The organism is Comamonas testosteroni ATCC 11996 (genome assembly GCF_000241525.1).
GTDB classification, from domain to species: Bacteria; Pseudomonadota; Gammaproteobacteria; order Burkholderiales; family Burkholderiaceae_C; genus Comamonas; species Comamonas testosteroni.
Map to the genome: position 1 here is coordinate 164,903 of NZ_AHIL01000043.1, position 18,669 is coordinate 183,571.

The 18,669-nt window shown below is 62.5% G+C and carries 14 protein-coding genes; 3 read left to right on the forward strand and 11 right to left on the reverse strand.

Annotated features, from left to right (window positions below; all coding sequences use genetic code 11):
• The first annotated feature begins 97 nt into the window (after positions 1–97).
• On the forward strand, positions 98–1,258 hold the full coding sequence (locus CTATCC11996_RS19240) for an agmatine deiminase family protein (RefSeq protein ID WP_236597843.1): 1,161 nt from the start codon (positions 98–100) through the stop codon (positions 1,256–1,258).
• A gap of 6 nt (positions 1,259–1,264) precedes the next feature.
• On the forward strand, positions 1,265–2,362 hold the full coding sequence (locus CTATCC11996_RS19245) for an agmatine deiminase family protein (RefSeq protein ID WP_003079395.1): 1,098 nt from the start codon (positions 1,265–1,267) through the stop codon (positions 2,360–2,362).
• A gap of 389 nt (positions 2,363–2,751) precedes the next feature.
• Here CTATCC11996_RS19245 and CTATCC11996_RS19255 read toward each other — a convergent pair whose 3' ends face one another.
• The 9 genes from CTATCC11996_RS19255 to CTATCC11996_RS19295 form a co-directional block, all read right to left on the reverse strand.
• Positions 2,752–4,302 (reverse strand): methyl-accepting chemotaxis protein, encoded by a 1,551-nt coding sequence (locus CTATCC11996_RS19255; RefSeq protein WP_003079401.1) that lies wholly within the window; start codon positions 4,300–4,302, stop codon positions 2,752–2,754.
• Positions 4,303–4,583: 281 nt separating this feature from the next.
• Complete coding sequence (locus tag CTATCC11996_RS19260; protein ID WP_003079405.1) at positions 4,584–5,372, reverse strand: crotonase/enoyl-CoA hydratase family protein; 789 nt, start codon at positions 5,370–5,372, stop codon at positions 4,584–4,586.
• Positions 5,373–5,403: 31 nt separating this feature from the next.
• A complete protein-coding gene (locus CTATCC11996_RS19265) occupies positions 5,404–6,441 on the reverse strand; it encodes an acyl-CoA dehydrogenase family protein (protein ID WP_003079408.1) in 1,038 nt (345 codons plus the stop codon).
• Between the two features lie 14 nt (positions 6,442–6,455).
• Positions 6,456–7,613, reverse strand: coding sequence for an acyl-CoA dehydrogenase family protein (locus tag CTATCC11996_RS19270; RefSeq protein ID WP_003079410.1), 1,158 nt, complete (start codon positions 7,611–7,613; stop codon positions 6,456–6,458).
• Positions 7,614–7,627: 14 nt separating this feature from the next.
• Entirely contained in the window at positions 7,628–8,620 is a 993-nt protein-coding gene (locus CTATCC11996_RS19275; RefSeq protein ID WP_034349648.1) for a Bug family tripartite tricarboxylate transporter substrate binding protein, read from the reverse strand.
• Positions 8,621–8,699: 79 nt separating this feature from the next.
• On the reverse strand, positions 8,700–9,209 hold the full coding sequence (locus CTATCC11996_RS19280; RefSeq protein WP_003079413.1) for a MaoC family dehydratase: 510 nt from the start codon (positions 9,207–9,209) through the stop codon (positions 8,700–8,702).
• 25 nt (positions 9,210–9,234) lie between these two features.
• Positions 9,235–10,464 (reverse strand): CaiB/BaiF CoA transferase family protein, encoded by a 1,230-nt coding sequence (locus CTATCC11996_RS19285; RefSeq protein ID WP_003079415.1) that lies wholly within the window; start codon positions 10,462–10,464, stop codon positions 9,235–9,237.
• On the reverse strand, positions 10,461–11,708 hold the full coding sequence (locus tag CTATCC11996_RS19290) for a CaiB/BaiF CoA transferase family protein (protein WP_003079417.1): 1,248 nt from the start codon (positions 11,706–11,708) through the stop codon (positions 10,461–10,463). Before CTATCC11996_RS19290 ends, CTATCC11996_RS19285 begins: the two co-directional genes overlap by 4 nt.
• On the reverse strand, positions 11,705–12,685 hold the full coding sequence (locus tag CTATCC11996_RS19295; protein WP_003079420.1) for a Bug family tripartite tricarboxylate transporter substrate binding protein: 981 nt from the start codon (positions 12,683–12,685) through the stop codon (positions 11,705–11,707). Before CTATCC11996_RS19295 ends, CTATCC11996_RS19290 begins: the two co-directional genes overlap by 4 nt.
• Positions 12,686–12,799: 114 nt before the next feature.
• Here CTATCC11996_RS19295 and CTATCC11996_RS19300 point away from each other — a divergent pair, with 114 nt between their 5' ends.
• A complete protein-coding gene (locus CTATCC11996_RS19300; RefSeq protein WP_003079423.1) occupies positions 12,800–13,708 on the forward strand; it encodes a LysR substrate-binding domain-containing protein in 909 nt (302 codons plus the stop codon).
• A gap of 36 nt (positions 13,709–13,744) precedes the next feature.
• Here CTATCC11996_RS19300 and dnaE read toward each other — a convergent pair whose 3' ends face one another.
• Complete coding sequence (dnaE, locus tag CTATCC11996_RS19305; RefSeq protein ID WP_003079426.1) at positions 13,745–17,155, reverse strand: DNA polymerase III subunit alpha; 3,411 nt, start codon at positions 17,153–17,155, stop codon at positions 13,745–13,747.
• The gene (locus CTATCC11996_RS19310) at positions 17,148–18,668 is read right to left on the reverse strand and encodes a DNA polymerase Y subunit UmuC family protein (protein WP_003079429.1); all 1,521 of its coding nucleotides are present in this window, start codon (positions 18,666–18,668) and stop codon (positions 17,148–17,150) included. The genes dnaE and CTATCC11996_RS19310 overlap by 8 nt, the downstream gene beginning before the upstream one ends.
• Position 18,669: the final 1 nt, after the last annotated feature.

The following is an 18,669-nucleotide window of genomic DNA, read 5'->3' on the forward strand; positions in this document are numbered from 1 at the left end:
TCATTTGTCCTCATATAACTCTCTCACCACAATGCCGTCCATAGCAATGCGGTGGCAATTTCCCCGCATTGATTCTTTTGATTGATAAGGATGAGTGATGAGTACACGTCGATATTTCATGCGAAGCTGCGCGTCAGGTGGCGGCGCAATGGCGGTGCTGGGTTTGCTGGCCGCGTGTGGCGGAGGCAGTGATGGCGGTCCAGACACAAACCCGGTCACTCCGCCCTTGGACAACGGCAGCACCAGCAATCAGGGCCAGGACTGGCATATGCCCGACGAGGCCGAAGCACATAAGGCAACATGGATGGCGCATGGCGCCTCGAGCGCGATCTGGACACGTGCGCAAGTACCGCAGGTTCAACTGGCACTGGCGCGCATCGCCAACGCCATTGCAGCCTACGAACCCGTCAACATGCTGGTTCGCCAGAGTGAACTCGAAAATGCGCGGCAGTTGCTTGATCCGCGTGTCACGCTGATTCCCGCCAAACTTGACGATCTGTGGATGCGCGACACCGGCCCCGTCTTTATACGCAAGCCCAATGGCGAGCGGGCGTGTGTGAAGTTCAATTTCAATGGCTGGGGAAAAAAGCAGCAGTTTGACCATGACGGCCTGGTAGCCGATGTGGTCAGTGCTCATGTGAAATTGCCACTGCTTGCCACACGCCTGGTCCTTGAAGGCGGAGCATTGGAGGTTGACGGCAAGGGAACGGCCATCATCACGGAAAGCTGTGTGCTGAACAGCAATCGCAATCCAGGCTGGAGCAAGGCCGATTGCGAAGCAGAGTTACGCCGTTTGCTGGGTATTCGCAAGGTCATCTGGTTGCCCGGCATCAAGAACAAGGACATCACTGATGCTCACACGGACTTCTATGCTCGCTTTGTACGTTCCGGCGTGGTGGTTGCTCACCGCGACATGAACCCTGACTCCTATGAGTATTCGCTGACCAGGCAACACCTGGAGATCTTGCGAAGCGCCACCGATGTCGACAATCAGCCGCTGAAAATCGTCGTTGTCGATAGACCCAGCCAGATTCGCCCGGGAAATAATCCGGACACTTTCGCCGCTGGCTACATCAACTACTATGCAAGCAGCCGCGCCATTTTCTTGCCCGAATTCGGGGATGCGAAAGCTGATTCGATTGCCAAGGAAATATATGCGCAGCTGTACCCAGGACGCGCAGTGGTCCAGATCAATATCGACCCTATCGCTGCCGGCGGCGGGGGCATCCATTGCACCACGCAACAGGAAATCATCTAAGACCGGATGAGCCATATGCAACGACGACATTTCCTGAATGCCGCTATTGGCCTGACAGCCGGCACAACCGCTGGCATGCATGGATTGCCAGCTCAGGCAGCCGGTAGCTGGCGCATGCCTGACGAAGGGGAGCGCCACTCGGCCACCTGGATGGCCTTTGGCGCCAATGACGATGTGTGGGGAAAACGTCTGAAATCGGGCGCGCAGGCAAACCTGGCACGCATCGCACAAGCGATTGCCAGTGTTGAACCCGTTCACATGCTGGTCAACGAGGAAGACTACGACCTTGCGGCGCGGTTGTGCGGCAATAAGGTCAAGCTGGTGGTGCAACCCATCGACGACTTCTGGATGCGCGACACCGGGCCAGTCTTCGTGAAAGGGGCTGGCGGAGCGTTAGCCGGTGTGAGCTTCAATTTCAATGGTTGGGGTGAAAAGCAGGACTACGAGGACGATGCGCTGGTGGCCAGCTTCGTCGCCGGGCGCGCGGGTGTTCCCGTTATTGAAAGCTCCCTCGTTCTGGAAGGGGGCGGTATCGAAGTCGATGGTCGCGGAACGGCGATCATTACGGAAAGCTGTGTACTGAATGTCAATCGCAACCCTGGCGTAAGCAAGGCGCAGTGTGAAAAAGAGCTGCACCGAGTGCTGGGTATCGAGAAAGTCATCTGGTTGCCAGGTATTGCCGGCCAAGACATCACCGATGGTCATACCGACTTTTATGCCCGCTTCTGCGCTCCTGGTATGGTGGTGGCCGGTTTCGAAAGCGATTCATCGTCGCCTGAGCATGCGGTCACACGTCGCCATCTCGAAATCCTGCGCAAAGCCACGGACGCACGTGGCCTTCCGCTAAAAGTTGTGACCCTGCCAGGGCCTGACCATGTTCGGCCGCAGTATGAAAACAAGGACTTTGCTGCCGGCTACATCAACTTTTATGTATGCAATGGCGCGGTGCTATGCCCTGAATTTGGTCATGTGCAAGCCGATCGCAACACGAAAGCGATCCTGCGTGAGCAATTTCCCGGACGCGACATCGTGCAACTCAACATTGACGCGATCGCAGCTGGCGGTGGCGGAATCCACTGCACCACACAGCAGCAGCCGGCCTGAAATGATCAATAGACCTGTCCGGAATGAGAGGTTTCAGGAAAAGCTGACCTTCACTACAGGATCTCGAACGACAGCAATCGGTGTGCTGCCGCAGCATCCATCGACGTAAGCAAGCTCTGTTTTTGGCTCGATTGCTGCCGTTGAGCTTTCTGACTGCTTTGGCGAGTCTCGCTGTCCGGCCTCCCGGGGTCTTGCTGTGTCCAGTACTGCGACCAGAAATCTGTTTGAGTGCCAATATTGAAAGCTTCATGCATGCTTTCAGGCGAGATGGTGCCGGACTGTTCCAGCCATGTCTTGCATGCCGGGAATCGACGGCAGCCAGAAGGCATACAGCCTCCTGCACTGCCGCGGATAAACCTTTCGGCTTCAGTCCTGATCGCTCTACAGAATCAGACGCTCTTGAGGCGGAAGACGCTGACCATCTGCGACAGGTCGCTGGTCTGCTGCTGCATGGATTGCGCAGCAGCGGTGGACTCTTCCACGAGGGCAGCATTCTGCTGGGTCACCAGATCCATCTCGGCCACCGCGCGGTTGATCTGCTCGATGCCGCTGGTCTGCTCATGGCTGGCGGCAGTGATCTCACCCATGATGTCAGTCACGCGCTGCACGCTGCTGACGATTTCATCCATGGTCTGGCCAGCCTGACTGACCTGCGCGCTACCCTCCTCCACCTTGGTGACCGAGGCCTGAATCAGCTGCTTGATTTCCTTGGCCGCTTCAGCGCTGCGGCCAGCCAGCGAGCGCACTTCCGATGCCACGACGGCAAAGCCGCGGCCTTGCTCGCCTGCGCGTGCCGCTTCCACGGCTGCGTTCAGCGCCAGGATATTGGTCTGGAAAGCAATGCTGTCGATCACGCCGATGATGTCGGATATCTTGCGCGAAGACTGGCTGATGGCCCCCATGGTCTCCACCACCTGCGACACCACCATACCGCCCTTGACGGCCACGTCGGAGGCCGACAGCGCCAGCTGATTGGCCTGACTGGCGTTATCGGCATTTTGCTTGACGGTAGAAGTCAGTTGCTCCATGGATGCAGCCGTCTGCTGCAGGGAGCTGGCCTGCTCTTCCGTGCGCGCAGACAGGTCATGGTTGCCCGCTGCAATCTGCCCCGACGCTGTGGCAATGCTGTCCGTGCCCTGACGCACCTGCCCCACCAGCCTATCCAGGCTGGTATTCATATCGTGCAAGGCCTGCATGAGTTGCCCGGTTTCATCGCTGCTGTTCACATGGATCTGTGCCGTGAGATCACCATCGGCCACGCGGCGGGCCACGCCGACAGCATGCTTGAGCGGAGCGGTGATGCCTTGCGTCAGGCGCCAGGCGCTGACAGTGCCGATGGCCAGAGCCAGCAAGGCCAGAACCAGGAAGTACGTCCGGCTGCTGCTCTCGATCTGCTCCACCTCTGCCGCCTTGGCATCCAAGCTGGCGCGCTGCAGGTTCAGCAGCTCGCCGAGAAGCTTCAGATAGCCCTGGGCGGCTGGCACATAGCTGTTGATCAGCGTGGACTCCGCCTCTTCGGCCATGCCTTCGGCCTTGAGCTGACTGACCTTGTCGCGGCTGGCGAGATAGGTCTTGCGCACCTGCATGATCCTGTCCAGGATCTCGCGCTCCGCAGGCTCGGAGATCAGGGGCTCGATCTGCTTGAGCACATTGGCCGTGCTCTTGGTAGTGGCGGCCGCATCCGCTGCCAGAAACTGCACAAGACTTGCGTCGCTGCTCTTGGCGATGGCCGTGGTGCGTGCCACGGCCACGCTGACATTACTGTTCCAGTCGCTGATCAAGCGCTCCTTGGTCAGCGGCTCCTGCATCATCTGCTGCGTGGCCTTGCCCACCGAGTGCAGTTGCCAGATGCCGATAACCGTGATCACCACGGCAAATGCCAACACCACTGCGAACCCCAGGCCCAGTCGGGCACCAATGTTCAGCTTGGTCAATCTCATCGCTTTCATCCATTCCATATAAAAGTAAATAGCCGGCAAAGCGGCCACTCCGATACATGAAATGGGGCCGACCCGGCAAAGCCGCTTGCTGCGTCACTCGCATAGCGCAAATCGCAACACAATGTAATTGGTATTATCAAGGGATTACGTCGTTGGGTTAGCCGACCTGAAGCATCAACGCACAATGCAACGCGCTACAGCCTTCACAACAACAAGCAAAGGGCGCGAAATGCGCCCTTTGGTGTCTTTGTTGCATGCTCTGGTTAAGCAAGCCTGCTGGCTCACGAGAAGCTGGGTGACCGCTTCTCGATAAAGGCTATCACTGCTTCACGATGATCTGCCGTTTTATGGGCAATCGCCTGATAGCCGGCCGATATTTCCAGCAGCGAAGCCAGCGTGGCATTCTGGCCCTCTCGCAGCAAACGCTTGGTCATGCGCATCACCCCGCCCGGATTGGCGGCTATCTTGAGCGCCAAGGCCCTGGCGGCCGGCAGCAGCTCGTTCGGGGGCACGACCTGGCTCACCAGACCACAGGCCAATGCCTGGCCTGCGCTGATCGCCTCTCCCGTGAAAGCCATTTCGCTGGCCTTCGACATCCCCACCACGCGCGGCAGCAACCAGGCCCCGCCATCACCGGGAACAATGCCCACACGAACAAAGCTCTCCGCGAACGTGGCATTTTCCGACGCAATCCGGATATCGCACATGCAGCTCAGATCCAGACCCGCTCCAATGGCCGGGCCGTTGACGGCACAGATCACGGGAACATCCAACTGGTAGAGGGCATTCGGAATTTGCTGAATTCCCTGCCGGTATTCCTCGCGAATCATGTCGGGAGTGAGTGCGTCATCGAAATAGCGCTTCATGTCCTTGACATTGCCGCCGGAGCTGAAGATAGAGCCTGCGCCGGTCAGGATCAGCACCTTCACGCTGGCGTCCAGGCGCACATCTGCACAGAGCTGCACGAACTCCGCAACCGCCGTATTGCCGGTCAGCGCATTGCGTGTCTCCGGCTGATTCATGGTGACGGTCAAGATACCGCCATCGCGTTCAATGTTCAGAAATGCCATGTTCCATGGTCTCCATAGTTGTTGAGCTGCTTCAAGCCAGGGCCTCTACATCGGTGATCCGCCGGATCAGATCCAGTGTCATGCCCTCGTGCGACATCAGGGCCTGCCCGGCCGATGCCTGCCAATAGGCTTCGCTGCCTGCCGTCAGTCGCCATGCATGCAATCTGCGGGTGAACAGCTGCAGGTCATATTCCTCGGTGAAGCCAATCGCGCCATGAATCGCATGCGCAAGCTCCGTGACCACCAAAGCCGCCTCGCTGCAGCGTGCCTTGGCAACGGCCACACGCAATCTGTCAGGTACGATGCCTTCACCGCTGCAACCGAGCTGAGCCGCCATGCGGGCCGCAAACACATGCTCGCTCATGACTGCCAGCTGATGCTGGATCGCCTGGAACTTCCCGATAGCACGCCCAAACTGCTGACGCTCGTTCGCATATTGCAAGCTACGCTGGAACACGTCACGCATGGCTCCCGCCATCTGCGCGGCCACCACGGAGGCCTGCAGGCTGCGGGCATCGAACTGCAGCCCGGGCCGGATGACGCCGGCGACCCGCAGCTGGTCTGGCGCCCAGGTCAACGACGCGTCCAGCGCCAGAGCGTGCGGCGCAAGCTCAGCCTGTGCAACGCTCAGCAGATACCAGACCCCGGCTTCTTCTTGCACTTGCACCAGCACCGAGTCCGTGACCTGCCCGCCTCGCACCAGCGCGCAATGCAAACCGCCATCGACCTGCACCGTACCCTGCGCCAGCGCAATGCTGCCGGCCGGGCAGGCCATCTCCGCCTGCGCCAGCATGGCCCGAGCAAGCATGGTCTCTCCCAGAGGCAGAGGCAGGGCGTGGGCTCCACATTGCTCCAGCACGCCAAATATCTCGCTCAAACCCAGACCGGCACCGCCCTCTTCTTCGGCCAGCAAGGCATCGGCCAAGCCGGTTTCCTCCAGCTGCTGCCATAGTCGGGCGACGGCCGCTGAGCGGCTGCCAGCACTCTCGATCTTGCGAATCATCTGAGGGGAACACCAGTCTGCCAGCACCTTGCGCGCTGCATCTGCAAACAAATCGTTATTGCTCATGAACTTGTCTCCGATCAGCGCAAACCCAGACCACGGGCGATCATGCCGCGCAGAATGTCACGCGTGCCACCGCGCAAGGAAAACGAGGGAGAAGCTTCGGTGACGTACTTGAGCGTCAGCAGCAGCTCCACCGGTACATCTTCGGCCGGCCGGGCAAACAGCTCCTCGGCAATGGCCGCCGGGATCATCTGCTCCAGTGTCGTGCCCAGCTCCTTGACCAGCGCGGCTTCGACAACAGGACTTGCTCCCTGGGTCAGCTTCTGCTGCACGGATACCGACATCGCGCGCAGCGGTGCCAGTTGCGTCAGTACTTTGCCCGCAAGCCGCATGCCGGACTCGGTGCGCCCCTGCGGCGTGCGTGCATATTGCAGCCATTGGTCGAACAGCACGATGCTGGAGAACAGCCGCTCCGGGCCGCTGCGCTCGAAAGCGAGTTCGGCGGTAACCTGCTCCCAGCCCTGACCTTCGGCACCGATCAGCGCATCGGCAGACAGCTGCACATTCTCGAAAAAGACCTCGCAGAAATGGCTGTCACCCGATAGATCCTGAATGGGACGCACCGTCACACCGGGCAATGTCAGGTCCACGATGACTTGCGACAAGCCCTTGTGACGGTCCTCGGCACTGCCGGAGGTTCGCACCAGGGCAATCATGTACTGGCAGTGATGCGCGTTGGTGGTCCAGATCTTCTGGCCATTGAGCAAGAAACCCTGCTCGTTGGGAAGCGCTCTAGTCCTCACACTTGCCAGATCCGATCCCGCATTGGGCTCGCTCATGCCAATACAGAAAAATATCTCGCCCCGGCAGACTCTTGGAATGTAGAACTGCTTTTGCGCTTCCGTACCGTATTTGAGGATCAGCGGTGCACTCTGACGATCGGCAATCCAGTGCGAACCCACGGGCGCACCGAAGTTCAGGCATTCCTCCACCAGCACATAGCGGGCGAACGCGCTGCGCTCGCCTCCGCCATAAGCCTTGGGCAAGGTCATGCCAATCCAGCCCTTTTCCCCCAGCTTGCGGCTGAGGGCCGGGTCATATCCGCTCCAGGATTTGGCGCGGACATGCGCAGGAATGTCTTTGACCGCGTCCTGCAGAAAAGCACGCACCTCGGCGCGCAGTGCCTCGCCTTCTGGCGGGATGCCTGTCAGGCTCAGTCCATCGAGAATGGTCATCGTCTTGCTTTCTCTCAGTCCAGGGACACGCCCGTGCTTTTGACAACACCTGCCCAGCGCTTGATTTCGCTCTGTATGTATTCGCCGTAGGCCTTGGGCGTGGATCCCAGCGGCTCGGTGCCCTGCACGCGCAGCTTCTCCAGCACTCCGGGGTTCCTGAGGGCCTTCATCAGCTCGGCATTCAGGCGCTCCACAATCGCATCAGGCGTTTTGGCGGGCACCATCACGCCTTGCCAGGCACCGGCCTCGAACCCGGTCATGCCGCTTTCGGCCAGCGTAGGCGCCTTGGGGAAATTGGGAATCCGTCCGGCCGTGCTGACGGCCAGCAGCCTGAGCCTGCCGTCCTTGATGAAAGGCGCTACCGAATTGATGGTGTCGGTCATGAAATCGATCTGGCCAGCCACCAGATCCACGTCGGCAGGGGCGCTGCCTTTGTAGGGCACATGACTTGCATCCACGTTGTAGTGCTGCACCACCTGAAAAGCCGCCAGGTGCGTGACATTGCCGTTGCCCGCCGAGCCGTAGGAGAGCTTGCCTTTGTGGTCCTGGGCGTACTTCACAAGCTCCTGCACCGTGGCGACAGGCAGCTTGGGATTGACGACCAGTCCCAGCGGAACCACCGCAGTCAAGGCTACGGGGCGCAGGTCCCGGCTCACGTCATAGCTCTGCTTTTTGTAGAGCGAGGGGCTCAGTGCAATCGAGGAGGTGTTGTAGAGCACGGTGTAGCCGTCGGCTGGCGCCTTGGCCACCAGCGCATTGCCGATGTTGCCGTTGGCACCTGGCCGGTTGTCCACGATGACCGACTGCCCCAGTTGCTGGCCTACCTGCTGCGCCAGCACTCGTGCCACCATGTCCGTGGGACCGCCTGGCGGGAAAGGGACGATCAGCGTGATCGGCTTGCTGGGCCAGTTGTCCTGCGCCTGAACCGCACCGCAAACGGCCAGCGCGGCAGCGGCCGACGCGGCAACGGCGAGCAGCGACAACCGACGTGAAAATCGATATCTCATCTTGTGTCTCCTGTAGTTTTCTCATCTCGGCGCACAGGGATGTGCGCACTGGTGCAACGGCGTCAGCAGCAGCGCGGACCTAAGCTCCACGCCCAGCCAGCAGGCGCACGGCGGTATAGACCATCACCTGCTGGCGACGCTGGTTGTAGACCTCGATCCGCGAACTCACCACCGCGCGACCGCCTTTGCTCGTTGGCTTGATGTCGATCACTTCGACCAGCGCCTCAATGGTGTCGCCCACCACCACTGGGGCCAGAATCTTCTGGTGCAGCTCGAGCATGGCCAGGCCCGTGCCCTGGATCATGCTTTGCAGGATGAAGCCTTCGATCAAGGTATAGGTGAGCGCGCCCGGCACCGGGCGGCCCTGAATGGCACCGCCGTCATAGCCGTCCTCGATGAAGATCGCCTCAAGCATGCCCGTGGTGTTGATGAAGTTGACCAGATCGGTCTCGGTCACCGTACGGCGAAAGGTGCGCAGTTGCTGGCCTACCCGCAGGTCCTGCCAGACAAAGCCCTGGCCCATGCGCGGCGTGTCTGCCAGCGCCGAGGCACGGTTTTCAGTAGATGAAATCAAATTGCTCACGCTCATTCTGTCTCCGCTTCATGCTGTTTGTTCAGCAGTCCTTCGACTGCAAGGCGGCAATGCGCGCGTCGTCCCAGCCTGCCTCGCGCAGCAATGCCTGTGTGTGCTCGCCCAGGCGCGGGGGCATGCCTATGGGTGGCTGGGTGCCGTTGATGCGCACGGACGAACGCGGAAATTTCACAACCCCCATCGCGGCATCCTTCTTCTCGACAAAAAAGCCGGTGGCCTGCAAATGCGGGTCATGGGGCAGATCGTCCATGCGAGTCACCGGGGAGGCTGGAATCTCCAGCTGTTCGCTGCTGGCCAGCCAATAGGCGGTGTCCTTTTGCGCCACGTAGCCGCTCATCGTCTCCAGCAGCTCGGCGATGTGGCGGGTGCGCATCGCCTGGGTGGCAAAGCGCTGGTCCTGTGCCAGCTGCGGCTGACCGACGGCCGCAAAGAAGCGGCGCCAGTGCGCATCGGTGTATGGCATCAGGCAGACATGGCCGTCCAGCGTCCTATAGGGCTTGCGCCAGGGCGCCATCACGCGCGGATAGCCCGCGCCACTCTGCGCGGGTGTGAAGTGCATGCCGTAGAAATGCTCCACCAGGTTGAAGCCCGCCATGGTTTCGTACATGGGCACTTCGACATAACTGCCCTCGCCCCTGCGCTCACGCTGATAGAGCGCCGCCAGCACCGCATGCGCCGCTACCAGAGCGCAGGTCTTGTCGGCCGCAATCGTGGGCAGATAGCGGGCCTCGCCCGTCTGGCGCTGCATGAGATCGGCCAGGCCACTCATGCCCTGGATCACGTCGTCATATGCAGGCTGCCCGGCATAGGGACCGTCTTCGCCAAAACCGTGCAGGCCCACATAGATGAGGCGCGGGTATTGCTTGCGCAGGCTGTCCGGATCGAGCCCGAGCCTGGCCAGCTTTTGCGGGCGCATGCTGTGCATGAGCACATCAGCGCCCTGCAACAGCGCATGCAGCGCGGCCTGCGCCTGCGCTTGCTTGAGGTCCAGCATCACACTTTTCTTGCTGCGGTTGGAGCCCATGAACATTGCCGCCATGCCAGGCTCCAGTGCCGGGCCGGTGTGGCGCGTGGAGTCGCCCTGCGGCGGCTCGATCTTGATCACCTCGGCGCCGTAGTCGGCCAGCACCTGGCTGGCCATGGGGCCGAAAATCACGCTGGAAAGGTCCAGTACCCGCACCCCTGACAAGGCCCCCTGGGCTTCGTCCTGGCCCACGATGCGCGTGTGCTTCAACGACTCCTGGCTGCTCATCCCAATACTCCGCTTTCCTGATAGGCCTGCATCTGCTGGGCAGACAGGCCCAGATGGCGCTCCAGCACCTCTTGTGTGTGCTGCCCCAGCTGAGGCGGTGCATGGCGGTACGTCACCGGTGTGTCCGACAAACGGATGGGGCTGGCGACCAACGGCACCTGGCCCGCCTTGGGGTGTGTCATGGCGATCTGCATGCCGCGAGCCCTGACCTGCGGATCCTCGAACACCTCACGCACCGTGTTGATGGGGCCGCAAGGCACGGCATGCTGCTCCAGCAGTTGCACCCAGGCCCTGGTGCTGCGCGTGAGCGTCACGCGGCGGATCATCTCCACCAGCTCGGCTCTATGGGCCAGCCGCGCCGCATTGCTGCAGAAACGCTCGTCCTCGGCCCATTCGCTCCTGCCTGCCGCCTGGCAGAAACGGGCAAACTGGCCGTCATTGCCCACGGCCAGGATCATGTGGCCGTCTTCGGTCGGGAACTCCTGGTAGGGCACCGTGTTCGGATGCGCATTGCCCATGCGCTGCGGCACCTGGTCCCCGTACAGATAGTTCATGCTCTGGTTGGCCAGACAGGCCACGCCGACATCGAGCAAAGCCAGATCTATGTGCTGGCCACGCCCCGTATGCTCGCGGGCCTGCAGGGCCGCCAGAATCGCCGTGCTGGCATAAAGCCCGGTGAGGATGTCGGTCAGCGCCACGCCGACCTTCATGGGGCCGCCTCCGGGCTGGCCATCGGCATGGCCCGAAATACTCATCAGTCCCCCCATACCCTGGATCAGAAAGTCATAGCCCGCACGATGCGCATAGGGACCGTCCTGGCCAAAGCCCGTGACCGAGCAGTAGACAAGGCGGGGATTCAGGGCACTGAGGCTCGCGTAATCAAGCCCGTACTGCGCCAGACCGCCAGTCTTGAAGTTCTCGATCAGCACATCGCATCGGGCCGCCAGCTGACGCACGATCTCCTGGCCTTCGCCGCGGGTGAAGTCCACGGAAATCGACTGCTTGTTGCGGTTGGTGCACATATAGTAGGCCGACTCCCCCGTCGGCAGGCCTTCGGTGTCGGCCACGTAGGGCGGCCCCCAGGCACGCGTGTCGTCACCGCTGCCGGGTCTTTCCACCTTGATCACCTCGGCGCCCAGATCGCCCAGGGTCTGTGCCGCCCACGGACCCGCCAATACCCGCGAAAGATCGAGCACCTTGATGTGCTGCAGCGCCTGTGCCGGCCGGCTTTCATTGGCTTTCATTGCAAGGGAACCTTGGCCTTGACGACGATGCGCTTCCACAGCGCGATTTCGTTCTTCTGGAATTCATGCATCTGTGCCGGGCCGCCGGTCATGGGAATGGCCCCCAGACGCTCGTAGAAGGCACGGGTCTCATCCATCTTCGAGATGGCGGTGAAAAGCTCGGCAAGCCTGGCAGTCTCGGCGGCCGGTGTCTTGGCGCTCACCATGGCACCCACCCAGGTGTAGGCCTCGAATCCGGGCAGGCCGGCCTCGGTGGCCGTGGGTATCTCCGGGGAGGTGCTCACGCGCTTGTCGGAGGCCACTGCCAGGATCTTGACGCGCCCTCCCCGGGCCAGTTCCTGTACTGCCGTGACTTCCGCGAAGGTGTAGTCCACCGTCCCTGAAGCGACGGCCGTGGTGGTCTCCCCTGCGCCCTTGAACGGGACATGCACGGTTTCGATCCTGGCAGCGTCGTTGAGCAGCTCGCCCATCAGCTGATAGCCTGCCGAGCCGGCCCCGAAATTCACCTTCCCCGGGTTGGCCCTGGCATGGCTGATCAGGCCCTTCAGGTCCGAGTAGGCCGCTTGGGGCGCAACGGCCAGCATGGCCGGCGAGCGCATCATCATGGTCAGCGGCGCAAAGTCCGTTAAGGGATCGTAGGGCAGATGCCTGAACAGCGCTACATTGACCGCCAGCGTTGAATTGCTGCCGATGAACACGGTATAGCCATCGGCGGGCGCCGACAGCACCTGTTTGACGGCGATGAAGCCGTTGGCTCCTGCCTTGTTTTCCACGACCACGGGCTGGCCTGTGAGTTCCTGAAGCTTGCGCCCGAAATAGCGTGCCGAGGTGTCGGTGCCGCTGCCCGGACCAAAGGGCACGATGAGCTTGATCGGCTTGGAAGGGAAGGCCTGGGCCCGGGCCATGGAGGGCATGCCTGCGCCGAGCAGGCCGTAGCCCAGCAAGGTCGCCAGCAGGTATCTGCGTGCTTGCTTCAAGTTTGTCTCCTGATACGGAATTGCTGCCGTGTTTTTCTTGTGAGCTCACTTTAGGCAGGCGAGAAATTAATGTCTAATATTAAAAATTTCATTTCTGATATCCATTGAATATCAATGAACCTGAAGCAACTGAACCAGTTCATCGCTCTGGCCGAAACCGGCAACTTCCACCGTGCCGCAGAGCAGTTGCATATGGCTCAGCCGCCGCTGTCCATCTCGATTCGCAAGCTGGAGGAGGAGCTGGGCAGCGCCCTGTTCGATCGCACCAGCACCGGCGTCGTGCTGACGGCTGCCGGCAAGGCCATGCTGGAGAGCGCACGCGCCACCCTATTTCATGCCGACCAATGTCGCCAGGCTGTACGCGATACCAGGGAAGGCGTGGGCGGCCTGATACGGCTGGGCTTTGTCGGCTCGGCCACCTACGAACTGCTGCCGCGCCTGATCCCATCGTTTCGCGACCGCTACCCCAAGGTGGGGCTGGAGTTCTATGAGGCGACCAGTGCCGAAATCCTGGAAGGGCTGACGACCCGGCGCTTTGATGCCGGCCTGCTGCGCTACCCCGTGCTGGAGCTTGACGAAGGTATTGAACTCACGCCGCTGGATCAGGACGAGTTCGTGCTGGCCGTCTCGGACAGCAGCCCCCTGGCGCAGCGCGACGCCATCGCTCTGTCCGAGGCAGCGCACGAACCTTTTGTGATGTATCCGCAGGACACGGTTCCCAGCCTCGCCGCGCTGGCCAAGCTACGCTGCCAGCAATCGGGCTTCACCCCCCGCATCGCCCAGGAGGCCATGCAGGTGCAGACCATCATGAGCCTGGTGGCCTCCGGCCTGGGCGTGGGACTGGTCGCAGGCGTGTCGCACCTCGTTCAGCCACGCGGCGTGAAATGCCTGCCCTTGCTGGACAACCCACCCGGCTTTCGTGTGGGCATAGCACTGGTGCATTCGACCGCACCGGGGAGCCGGGCCGTGGAAAAGCTCATTGAACATGCGCTGCAACATGCCAAGCTGCCGGCAGCGCCCTGAATTCGCTGCGGCCAGCGCGCACCGGCCTCGGCGGGCTCAATGAAAATCCCGGCTGTTCAGTCCGACCTCGGCAAACCGCCCCAGCCAGCGGGTCACATCCCTGGCCTTCATCACGACCAGATGACGAACCGCAGGTTCATCCCCTGTCTGGGCCGCAGGCATATCCCCCTCTGACTCCGACGCCTCCAGTTGCGGGGCCGTGCTACGCTGCCAGATGCCCTCCACGGCCAGCAGACGCGAGGCCAACAATGCAGAGCGCCAGCGCGCAAAGGTCTGGCTCCAGACCACCAGGTTGATGACGCCGGTTTCGTCTTCCAGCGTGATGAACAGCGTGCCGTTGGCGGTAGGCGGGCGCTGGCGCACGGTCACGATGCCACAGGCACGTACCTTCTGGCCTGGCAGCATCTGATGCAGCTCGGCTGCGGTTTTCAGGCCATGGCGCGCCAGCCTTGGGCGCAGCAAGGCCAGCGGATGGCGGCGCAGGCTCAGGCCGGTGGCGGCATAGTCGAACATGATTTCCTCGCCCTCGGCAGCCTGGGGCAGCTCAAGCCTCGGCTCATGAATGGCGGCCTGCGCAAAAATGGGCGGCAGGCTGGCCTGCGCAGCAGCATCCCACATCTGCTGGCGGCGGTGACCGGCCAGGCTGCGCAGCGCATCGGCTGCGGCCAGGGCTTCCATATCCGCCTTGTCCAGCCGAGCCCGGATCGCCAGATCGCTCACGCCCTTCCACGGAGCCTGCGCAGCTTCACCTTCGATCCGCAGCGCAGCGGCCTTGCCCAGCCTGGCAACCCGGTTCAGCCCCAGGCGCACGGCCGGCTGAGGCTGGGCCACGCCGCGCATGGCTTGCAAAGGGGCTTCCAAGGTGCAATGCCAGTGGCTGTGGCAGACATCGACCGGCAGCACACGCACGCCATGGCGGCGCGCATCCTGCACCAGTTGCGAGGGCGAGTAAAAGCCCATGGGCTGGGCGTTGAGCAGAGCCTGCAGAAAAATGGCCGGCTCGTGGCGCTTGAGCCAGGCGCTGGCATAGGCCAGCAGCGCAAAGCTATAGGCATGGCTTTCGGGGAAGCCATATTCGCCAAAACCCAGCATCTGCGCAAAGATGGCCTGAGCGAATTCCAGCTTGTAACCACGCGCCACCATACCGTCGATCAACGGGCGCTCGAACTTGTGTACGCCGCCCTTGCGCTTCCAGGCCGCCATGGAGCGACGCAGCTCATCAGCCTTGCCGGCCGAAAACTTGGCAGCATCCATGGCGATCTGCATCACCTGCTCCTGAAAAATGGGCACACCCAGGGTCCTCAGCAAGGCATTTTCAAGCTCCGGTTTTTCAAGCTTGAGTGGCAGCTTCCGGCGTGCACGCTCGCGCGCAAGCAGATAGGGATGGACCATGCCGCCCTGAATCGGGCCGGGGCGCACAATGGCGACCTCCACCACCAGGTCATAGAAGGTGCGCGGCTGCAGACGCGGCAGCATGCTCATCTGGGCACGGCTTTCGATCTGGAAAGTACCCACGGTATCGGCCTGGCAGATCATCTCGTAGGTCGCGGCATCCTCCTGCGGAATCTGGTGCAGCTCCCATGGCTCGCCACGCCAGCGAGCGCGCTCGTTCAGCGCATTGCGCAGCATGGTGAGCATGCCCAGGGCCAGCACATCGACCTTGAGCAGACCCACGACATCGAGATCGTCCTTGTCCCACTGTATGACGGAGCGCCTGGCCATCGTGGCAGGCTCCACGGGCACCAGGCGCGTGAGCTTGTCCTCGGTCAGCACAAAACCACCCACATGCTGGCTGAGATGACGCGGGCTGTCCTTGAGCTGCCAGGCCAGCTCTATCCAGAGGCGCAGCCGGTGCGCGCCCACAGCGCAATGCATTTCGCGCGCCAGCACCTCGGCTTCCTGTAGCTTGCGCTGCACCCAGTCTTCGGGCAGTGCTTCGGGCGCCTGGTACTCCTCTGCCGCATCCGCCGTCTCGGCATGCGTCTGTGCTTGCGCCTGGGCATGCTCGCTGAACCAATACTGTCCCTTGGCCAGGGCATCGATCAGATCGACCGGCAGGCCCAGCGCCTTGCCCACATCGCGCAGCGCGCTGCGGCTGCGCCAGCAGCTGACCACGGCCGTGAGCGCGGCGCGGTCACGGCCATATTTGCCGTAGATGTACTGGATGACCTCTTCGCGCCGCGCGTGCTCAAAGTCCACATCGATATCGGGTGGCTCGCTGCGCTCCTTGCTGATAAAGCGCTCGAACAGCAGATTGCCACCATCCGGGTTTACCGCGGTGATGCCCAAGTAGTAGCAGACCGCAGAATTGGCCGCCGAGCCGCGCCCCTGGCAGAGAATACCGACGCTACGCGCATAGCGCACGATGTCATGCACGGTGAGAAAGTACATCTCGTACTTCTGATCCTCGATCAACGCCAGCTCTTTGTGTAGCTGATCGCGCACCTTCTCGGGAATGCCCTGGGGATAGCGTCCCGCCGCGCCCTCCCAGGTCAACCAGGCCAGGGTCTGCGTCGCCGTCATGCCGGGCAGCACGCTCTCCTTCGGATAGCGGTAGCGGATCTCGTCCAGAGTGAAGCTGCAGCGCCCTGCCAGCTCCAGTGTTGCCTCCAGCATGGCCCTGGGATAGAGCGAAGCCAGCCGCAGACGCGAACGCAGATGCCGCTCGGCATTGGGCTGCAGCGCAAAGCCGCATTCGGCCACGGTGCGCCCCATGCGGATCGCCGTGACCACATCCTGCAGCGGCTTGCGCGAGCGCGCATGCATATGGACATCCCCGCAGGCCAGCAAGCGCAACCCCAGCGCCGCGCCCGCCTGCTGCAGGGTCTGCAGCCACAGGCTGTCGTCGGGCGCCAGGTGCAGCTCCACACCCAGCCAGAGGTTTTCAGCATCAAGATAGCCTGAAACGCCTTCCAAGCAAGCGGTTACAGCTATCAAATCCGATGCATCCAGCTTCCCACGCTGCGGCAGCAGCAGGCACTCGCAGCCTTGATTCAGCAGCTGCCAGGGGCTGGACTCGTCGACCAGATACTTCCCTTTGTCAGCCCGGCTGCGTGCAGCGGTGATGAATTCACAGAGATTGCCCCAGCCTGGCAGATCACGCACCAGCACCACGATCCTGAGCGGGCCCCAGGCGAATTCGCTGCCATGGATCAGATGCAGGCCGCAGTCCCGCGCCGCTTCAAAGGCGCGCACGGCACCGGCTACCGAGCATTCGTCGGTCAGCGCCAGCGCCGCATAGCCCAGGCTTTTGGCCCGGTGCACCAGCTCTGCAGGCGATGAAGCACCGCGCAGGAAGCTGAAATGCGAGAGACAGTGCAGCTCGGCATAGGCCAGCGGCCCTCTGCCCATGCCCTGAGCCACGGGACTGGCCGGTATCGCGGCAGGCGGCGGCCCCGCCAACCGCAGAGAGGGAGCGGGCGGCTCGGCCATGATCAGCTCAGCCATACATGCCTTGCGCGAACCAGCTGGCAGGGCTGGCGGTCATGCCCATCAGGTGTTCGCTACGGACGCGCTCGCGGTAGATCCAGACATGTCCGACGACGGCGTTATAGGCCACGAAATAGTCACGCTCGGCGAGGCCGCTCGGTGCAGCAGCCTGGGCATCGCCAGCAGCATCCCACCAGCCGGACTCCAGCCTGTAGGGACCAGCCCTGAGCTGCAGCGGCCCATGCCATTGGGGACGATTGCCCTGCACGGGCAAGGCCTGGGGCTGGGGCAGCAGCCAGGGCGGCCACAGGGCTTGCCAGGGGTCGGCACATCCGGGCTGACGGCCGCGTTGCGTGCCTTGCTGCCTGAGCTGCGCTCCCGCTCCAGCCTGGGTAGCGTCTCTTGCCGCAGCCGGATTCTTGCTCTGCAGCAAGGGCGCAGCAGCTTGCCAGCGCTGCATGCGCTCGGGGCGGTGGTCGGCCAGCGGCTGCACCATCTGCACGGCCTCCTCACCCCAGCGGGCGCTCAGCCGTTCCACCCATTCATGCCAGGCCAGACTGTCCGACGGGCTCTGGCCCTGGGCGGCAGGCAGGCAGCTCAGCGGCTCGGCCGCCCAGGCAGCCGTCTCCAGCGCCTGCAACTCCAGCATGTCCACGGGTGCGCGCCAGCGCTGCTGGCCCAGGTGCTCACGCAGCAGGCGCTGCAGATGCGCCATGCCCTGCGTGGGCTGGGCCGTGCGGATGACCAGCGCTTCCCAGGCCGGCAGCTCCTGGCCGTCGATACGGCGCAGATCATGGTGCCAGCGCAATTGCAGTGCCAGCACCGCATGGTGACGGGCCTGCAGCCAGCACTGCAGCGCGCGCAACAGCGGCTGCGCGGCATGGAGCACGGCATCGGCATGGTGGGCCGGATAACCCAGATCATGGCGCAGCTCGAACTGCTGAGGCAGTTGCAGCCAGTCAAGTGGCTGGGGCAGCAGACCATAGGCCTCGTCGAGCGCACGCAAGGCCTTGGCTCCAATACGGCGCGACAGCCCCGCGCGCGGCAGTGAGCGCACATCGCCCCAGCACCGGCAACCCAGGCGCAGCAGCACGGCGCTGTTCTGCTCCAGAGCGCTCAGCGTCCATAGCGGCAGCGCATCGGCATGCAGCGATGTCTCAGGCATGGTCAAGGAAACAGGGATGGAGCCACAAGGTCGCCCCTGCTGCAGCCGCAGCCGTGCCAACGCCTGCCAGGCCGTGCCGCCCTGTCCGCGCAGCGGCTGCACTGCCGCATCGCCGCCCCCGGTCTCCGGCGGGCCGGACACAGCGGCCTGACAGGCCTGGGCAAAAGCACTGTCCAGCCGTGTCAGCAAGACCTCTCTCCCGCCCCAAAGACGCTGCACCATACTGGTCTCCATGAGCAAGGCGTCTTCGAGCAAGGCCACACGCGGCGAAAACTCCAGCGCCCACCAGCAGGCACTCTCGGGCACCGGGCTTGACTTGCTCAGGCAGGCCAGAGGCCAGGCTATCCAGTGCTCTGCACTGCCCATC